This window comes from Ignavibacteriales bacterium, from assembly GCA_026390595.1.
In the GTDB taxonomy this organism is placed as follows: Bacteria; Bacteroidota; Ignavibacteria; order UBA10030; family UBA10030; genus UBA9647.
Window position 1 is genome coordinate 1 of sequence record JAPLFQ010000002.1, and the last position, 7,170, is coordinate 7,170.

Annotated in this window: 6 protein-coding genes; all 6 read right to left on the minus strand. The window is 50.0% G+C overall.

From position 1 onward, the window contains the following. A partial coding sequence (locus NTU47_00050; protein ID MCX6132172.1) for a LamG domain-containing protein occupies positions 1–665 on the minus strand: 665 nt, incomplete at its 3' end. A gap of 106 nt (positions 666–771) precedes the next feature. After that, a complete protein-coding gene (locus NTU47_00055; GenBank protein ID MCX6132173.1) occupies positions 772–2,166 on the minus strand; it encodes a hypothetical protein in 1,395 nt (464 codons plus the stop codon). Positions 2,167–2,261: 95 nt separating this feature from the next. Beyond that, positions 2,262–3,005, minus strand: a complete 744-nt coding sequence (locus NTU47_00060) for a hypothetical protein (protein MCX6132174.1) — start codon at positions 3,003–3,005, stop codon at positions 2,262–2,264. 552 nt (positions 3,006–3,557) lie between these two features. After that, complete coding sequence (locus tag NTU47_00065) at positions 3,558–3,890, minus strand: hypothetical protein (GenBank protein MCX6132175.1); 333 nt, start codon at positions 3,888–3,890, stop codon at positions 3,558–3,560. Between the two features lie 150 nt (positions 3,891–4,040). Further along, positions 4,041–5,783, minus strand: coding sequence for a group II intron reverse transcriptase/maturase (gene ltrA / locus NTU47_00070; protein MCX6132176.1), 1,743 nt, complete (start codon positions 5,781–5,783; stop codon positions 4,041–4,043). A 611-nt stretch (positions 5,784–6,394) separates the two neighbouring features. Then, positions 6,395–6,982: an AAA family ATPase gene (locus tag NTU47_00075; protein ID MCX6132177.1), complete on the minus strand. Its 588-nt coding sequence runs from the start codon at positions 6,980–6,982 to the stop codon at positions 6,395–6,397. Between the last annotated feature and the right edge of the window lie 188 nt (positions 6,983–7,170).

Below are 7,170 nucleotides of genomic sequence, written 5' to 3' on the forward strand. Positions count from 1 at the left end.
TAGATCCGGATTTCATCGAGATCACCTTTGAAGAACCGGGAATTGTTTCGCTCTGTGCCGATAACGAGGTTCTTGGTATTGGTGAATGACAGGCCGTAAAGAGCGTGAGAGCTTTCCTTTTCGATCTGACCGTCCACAATGATTCTTGCAGTTGTTGTCGATCTTGCTACGACGACAGCGATTCGATGCCAGAGGTTGTTCGCGAGATTGGTAGTTCCCTGGATGGATGTGTTTGCACCTGTTGAGTAGTTGCCGACCTCGAACAACGCCTTGCCATCTTGAAGCACAAACTGGAACCACGGGATACCCGGTTCTCCATCTGCCATGGCTTTAACGACTAATCCGGCATAGTTCCCGATGGTCGAAGGGCAACGAAGCCAGAGCTCAATTGTGAAATCTTGCCCTGCAGGAAAGGCCAGCGATGCCGAATTGGGAATGACAACTTTGCTGGTGGTTCCGTCGAACGAAAATGCGCTATTCGCATTTCCAAGTCGATCTGCCACAAGTGTGGCGTTTGTGGCGGTGCCATTATTCAGGTTGCCGGAAGCATCGTCGGCAGTACCGTTAAACGGAAAATAGGCTACCAATCCGGATTGGGCGTTTGCGTTGCGGATGGGAAATAGGCAACAAAGGAAAAGGGCAAGAAATGCGGTCTTTTTGTTCACTCGAATTCTCCTTCTTTGTGAAGAACTTGAATCAGAGGACTAGCTACCCTCTGATTCCTTGCACTGAAGGAGTAAAGATGAAAACCGACGAGATATTTTTTGGGGGTCAATGAGAGAGAACTCTGGTTGGAGTTCGGGCCCAGGCTCGACCATCAAAATATTCGGTCTTTTTCCGCATGTTCTCGAGGTAGATCCAATCTGTCGCGAGGTACTTGACGGTCCCGCGTTCTCTCAGCGATTTTAGAAGAGAAATCACCGGCGAGGTCGGGTTGATTGAATTGAGTTTCAGATCAGGTCCGAAAGCAAGATGGAAGGAATAGAATTGGTCTCCGATGGAGTACCTCAGAGCGATTCTAAGCACTGAGTCATTACGACTTGTATCAAAGATCGGAATTGGATTTTGCCCTGAGATCTCGCTGATTTCCTTGTTTTCAGGAAGTCGCAGGTAATACTGTTCCGCATGCGACGCAGGGAATCCGAATCCTCGAGTTGCCTGTGACTCGCTTTTGCCCTCGATGCCGAACGGATCCAGAACGGCTACAAAGGAAAAAGGACTTGATATGTTCTCGTTGACGTCATTCGTTCCGCCGATGATGAGGGAAGATTTGCCATGCACTCCCAGAGTGAGCGTGTCCAGGATGGAAAACTGACCAAAATGATAGTACTCGCCCAGGATTTGACCACTGTCATTGATACGTACAATCTTTGAGGGAGAATTTGTGTTGGTACCCTCAACAAAGGTTTCCAGCGAACCGGTCTTGGGGTTTTGAAGGGTTACGAAATACCGGAGGCGAAATGGACGGTCGTATACCCTCTCATTGAAATGTACAATCTCATTATGAGGATCGAGACTCCAGACGATTGAAAGGTTGTCATCAATAACCCGAAGCACATTGCCTCCGGCAAAAGGCGGGACTGGCAATGTCGTGATAATGACTTTGCTCCCGTCACCGCGAAGATCTATCAAGTTCAACCGATGTGAGAAAACGTCGAGCTTGTCCAGGACATCTTTGTTGGTGGGGATTTTGAGAGAGACTTCATTCTTCGAATCGAGTATCTCGATAGTGGAGCTGCCAGAATTCGGATTTATTGAAGAAAACTTGGCGGATCTTGCTCCTGGATAGACCAAGCTCAGGATCAGGAGCAAAGAGGTCAAAGCTCCGATTGTCGACGAAAACGAAATCGCTGGATGGCGCACAGCGAACGCTGCCGCTCTTTGCCATAGGCCGAGAGGCGAGTATGCAGGATACTTTCTTGTCGGTGGTATGCTGATTGTCGGGAATGCTACACTCGAGTTCGATTTCGGAATGACGGCAAGACGACTACCGATGGAATGGTCCAGATGTGCTTCGAATGTTCTGAGCTCGTTCTCAAGCCTTGTGACTGTCTCTCTGCATCCGGTGCATGTATGGACGTGCCTCTCTATCTGGTCGCGCATCGAGGCCACTTCTGGAGCGCGTGCCGCGAAGAGATGAAGCGTATGATCATCAGGGTGCCACATGGTTAACCATATTTCCTTTCAGTCCAGCATCCGAAGTGAAAAGAAGCAATTGAATCGGCCCCGGGCGGTTAGATCTGCACCGTGGCGGCCGGAGATCAGATCCGTTTCATCATTCCTGCGCACGTCTTCTTGCATTTCCGTGCCAAGTATTCAAGTGTAGCTTTGTGGTACTGGCGGTATTCAGCTTTCGATAACCCGGGATGGAACTCTACCAAAACGGAATACAGGGAATCAGGATCGCCGTCAGTTCCGGCCATGAGTCTCTCGAGATACTTCTCTATGGAACTGAAATAACAGTCGTACAAATGTGCACTTACCTTACCTTTTGCGACATATCTCTGTCGAGCGCTTCTGCTCACTTGGGAACAGGATTCACGGATGATTGTCTTGAGATCGCCGGTCCGAAGATTCTGCGATTCCTCCTGGATTTCGTCTTCAGGGATGTCACAGACACAAATGTGCTTTCGGAAAACCTGCGCAACGCTCACCAGCGGAATAGTCCGCTGATACTCATTCGTCTCAACCATGATTTGGGCGAGGTGAGACATTAGGCTCCGGATGTCAGACGTTGCAGAGGGGATAGCCGCAATTTTCCCCTCGAGGACTTCTTGTGGCATTTCAGGGAGATGCCGGCAAGCATCCACATCAGCAGCTGCGATGTAGTTGTCTCCAAACCGCGATGCAATGCTCAGGATTGGACTGGTCTTGATGTAGATCTTGATGTTGCGGATAATCTTCCCGAGTGTCGGGTCGCACTCGTTGTAAATGCGAAATAGCCCGTTGTTGACTGCGTAAGAGACTAATGTCCGCAGTTGAACAAGAATTGCTTCGGGGCTCAAACCTTCTGTTTCGATATCCGTAAAGAACGACCGTAAACGTGAGGGGACTTCATCATCACTCCGCCGAATGAATAAATCTGCAACACAATCGGCCGCGATATCTTCGTGTGAAAGTCCGAGGTGGAACTGATTAGCAGAGTTTCTAATGATGCGGTACGAGATCAGAGTTGTTGCCAGAGAAGTGCAAATCTCTGCCAATTGCTCCGTGTCACGGGAAGAACAATGGCCTTGCTTGATCGCCGTGATGATTTCGGGGAGGCGCGATATTAAAATCTTGCTTCGGTGCATGTTGGCGATGGAACAGGGGGAATATGGTAGGAAAAGCGTTGGGTATCAACGTATTTTAGAAAATCCGCTCTCCGTCTAAGATTTGTCCGAATCCTAGAATGTGGTTCATCCGTACCGGAGCAGCCAAAGCGCCAGACAATCTGCATGACGGGTCATTTGCAAATGCGAATTCTATCCGTTCGACATTGGTTGGAGTTATGAGCACGAGGGGTTGAATACAACCAATCGGGGTGACCTTTGCGCCACCCCGACATGCTGAACAGCCTAAGCAGCCTTGGTTTGTGAATTGTGTGGCAATTGAGAGCGCTTAGCTGCAATGGCATCAGTGATCTGCTTCGCCTGATCCTCTGTGAGTTTCTTGGTGCTGAGCCCTTTCTGCCGGCTCTGATCGATTGAATCCAGGCGCTCTATCGTAGCAGCCTTCTGGATCGCGTCGAGCATCGCCTTCGTTTCCTTCTCGCCCGTCAAGAACCCGGATTCATTGAAAATAGGAGTCTGGGCCGGGGCAGCGGCGTTTGTAGCCGGCAATAGTTGCTGGCCTCGGTCGAGCCACTCGAGAATCTGCTTTCCGATCTTCTCATCCGGTTTCGATACCATTCTTCCGTCAAAGAGGCTTGACCGATCTTTCGTGGATTGGGCGTTGTGATTAAGGTCGAGATCGAAAACAAGGTCAAGTCGAGTAGGTCGGAACCATTGCTGGTTCTTTCCCCTCTAAGAACCGTACGTGAGAGTTTCCCCTCATACGGCTCAAGCCTTTCGTAAGCCCATCTTGCGAGGAGCCGGTTTCACAACTGTGATTCCTTGGCTATGAACTTGCCTGTGGCAGTTTGGATGCAAAAGAACACGGTTGGAGTTTTCGTCCGACCCGCCTTCAGATTTGGGGATAATGTGGTGGCTATGCCAATCTACAACATCCTGCCACTCGACTATTCCCGTAATCTTCTGTTGGCAAACGGGACATGTCCCGTTCTGTTCTCTCCAGAGAGCGACGAGTTTCTTCTGCCTGACCACTGAGCCTCTGACCTTGAGATCAAGTCGCTTCTCAAAATACTCTTCCCATTTTGGATCGAAGGGGTTGGCGCTGGTATGAATCCATGGATGCCTGATGATTTTCACATCCATTGTATTCATCAGATTGAAGTACTTGTTGTTGCTCTGTGGTACTCCAAAGTTCCAGTCCCTTCTCCCGTTATGGTGGTAGTATTTGTCTTTGACCCATTGTGCAGTTTTGAGAGGGTGTCTTCTCATTGCCCATCGCCACGTCGTTTGCCAGAGCCAGTGCTGAATACCCTTGAAGGTCTTGCCAGAGCAGGCGTGCCTGTGATAGTTGGTCCACCCGATTATGATCGGGTTAACTTCTCGTATCAAGGTGATCTGAGTGGCAGTTGCCAGTTCATCGACCTTCGCTTTGATTTCTCTCTTGAAGCCAGATACGCTCCTCTGGGAAGGCCTTATCAACAGCTTCCCTTTGTATTTGCGTATGTTCTGACCGAGAAAGTCAAAGCCCTCATCGATATGAGTGATTTTGGTCTTCTCTTTGGAGAGGACCAAACCCCGCTCCGCTAGGAATGCTTCTACAAGCGGCCTGACTTCATTCTCCAGGAGTTCTTTGGATTCTCCCGTTATAACGAAGTCATCGGCATACCGGATAAAGTTGACTCTTGGATTTACCCACCGTTGTTTTCCGGTTCCATATAGGTTCTTCCCATGGAATCGTTTTGCCAACAGCGATTGCAGTGAGTCCAAGGTCATGTTGGCCAAGACTGGGGAAATTATCCCTCCCTGTGGTGTACCTGCTTTGGTTGGGAATAACTTCCTGTCTTCAATGTATCCAGCTTTCAACCATTTTCGAAGGAGCCCTTTGTCTGTACAAATGTGAGCACTCATCCAATCATGGTTGATATTGTCAAAGCATCCTTTGATGTCTCCCTCCATTACCCACTGCGCCGCGCTTCTCATGCTCAAAGCTTTGAAGCACTGCTCAATAGCGTCATGGCACGACCTTTCCTTCCTGAAACCGAAGGAGTTGTGGTCGGCGGTCGTTTCGGCGACAGGTTCAAGCGCCAGCAGATACAGCGCCTGCATGGCTCTGTCCTTCATCGTCGGAATACCGAGTGGACGTCTCTTACCGTTTGCTTTCGGGATATAGACCCGTCTCAGAGGTTGCGGCTTGTACCCATGCCGTCTGAGAGACTGTATGGCTTTGGTTTTCGAATTAGGAGTTGACCAAACTTCTTTGTCAACCCCCGGCGTGTTCTTGCCTTGGTTTTCGGTCACTCGTCTGACGGCAATTGCTTTTCCGCTGAACGAGTGGGTCAGCAGATGTTGGAGAGCTTTCACCTTCCCCCATCTGCCTCCCTGTGTTGCCTTCACGATGCGTGCTTGCAGCCTCCTTACGTTTCCGTAGCATATGGCCCAATCGATCTCGTGCCATTCCACGTCTGTAGGAGGCGCACAAACTGTCGCTTGATTGCATACCTGCGCAGTCATCATTTGCTTTCCTCCTTTCAAGAGGTTCTGTAGGCTTTCTCGTGTTGAAAGACCAGTCGGAAGTCTGCCCGCTTTCGCGTGAGGTGACATTCAAACCTCTATCTGGCCAGTGAAACTGTTTTGCCTTTCGGTTGCCAGCATTCGCTTTTTCCGACATCCCATGCCCGCATCTCCGTGGGCTACCCTTGCGGGTCGCTGTCCTGATGATTCAACTTAGGAGAGATTCGGGTTTTCCTTGTTCCGCGTAAACAACATGATGGGTTAGGTTCTGTCTTTTCGCCGATGGTCTTATTATCCACGTGATCCCAATGAATAGAGGATCAACTGACCACTTCCCGTTTTGGGTCGGAGCCTCTCAGTGTCTTTGGCTCCTGCTAGATGACGACGTTTATCAACAGTTCACTTCGCGTTAACCTTACCATCAAGCCTGGCGCCCATCCCGCATGACACTAGCAGGAACAGTCTTTGTCTCACGACTCGGACTTACCACATTGGCGGGCTACTTTGTCCCGGCAGCTTTATACCCCCAGATTACTCCGGACGCATATGCCGGCAGGCTACTACTGGTGGAACAGTAGGTTCTCATATGATTCCTCACAGAGAACAATTGTTCAGGCAGCTTGACAAGTCGCACATTCGTAATCCATTCCTTCTCGTTGTACCGGTGCAAGTCCAACCTTCTTCGGAATTGATTTTCCTTTCTCGTTTGTCTCGACAACGTAATCCATCTTCGAGCGCATCGTAGCGATCAGATGAAGTTTTGACCGGATCATCGCCTCGATGAATGCGTTGTGCTGGGGTGTCAACTTGCGCCAGGCGGTAAAGCTGTTCATTCCTCCATCAGCGAGCTTGCCCTGAGTGTCGAGCAAGCCACCTTCACCCGCCCAGGCGTGAGAGATGCTGTCGAGGATGAGAACATCGTAGCCGGCTGCCTCGGCCTGGTGTATGGCGGTGATGTATTTGTTGATTTCGAACGGTGGTTCGATGTTGAGGACGTCAAAATCGATGCGATCGGCGTAGAGGACACTGGAGTTGTTCTCCGTGTCGACCAACGCTATCCTCTGGCCGAGGCCGGAGGCAAGTTTCAGGGATGTGAGTGTCTTGCCGGATCCGGCTGTGCCGCAAATGCCGATGCGGGCTTTCTTGACGATGCGTTGAGCTTTTTGGAAGGAGGGGGTGTTTGAAAATGTGGTATTCATGGTAGACCTCGTATGGCTAAGATGTGAATAGTGAAGAGTGAATTGTGAATAGTTGTCTCGTCCGGGAATAAGTTGACAGGTAGTAATTACCTACCAACAGGAGCCGGGCGATGGAAAAGGTACAACGTCGTTTCAGTATAGCATTTAAGCAAGCCGTAGTTGCGGATGTGACGTCGGGACAGTATACT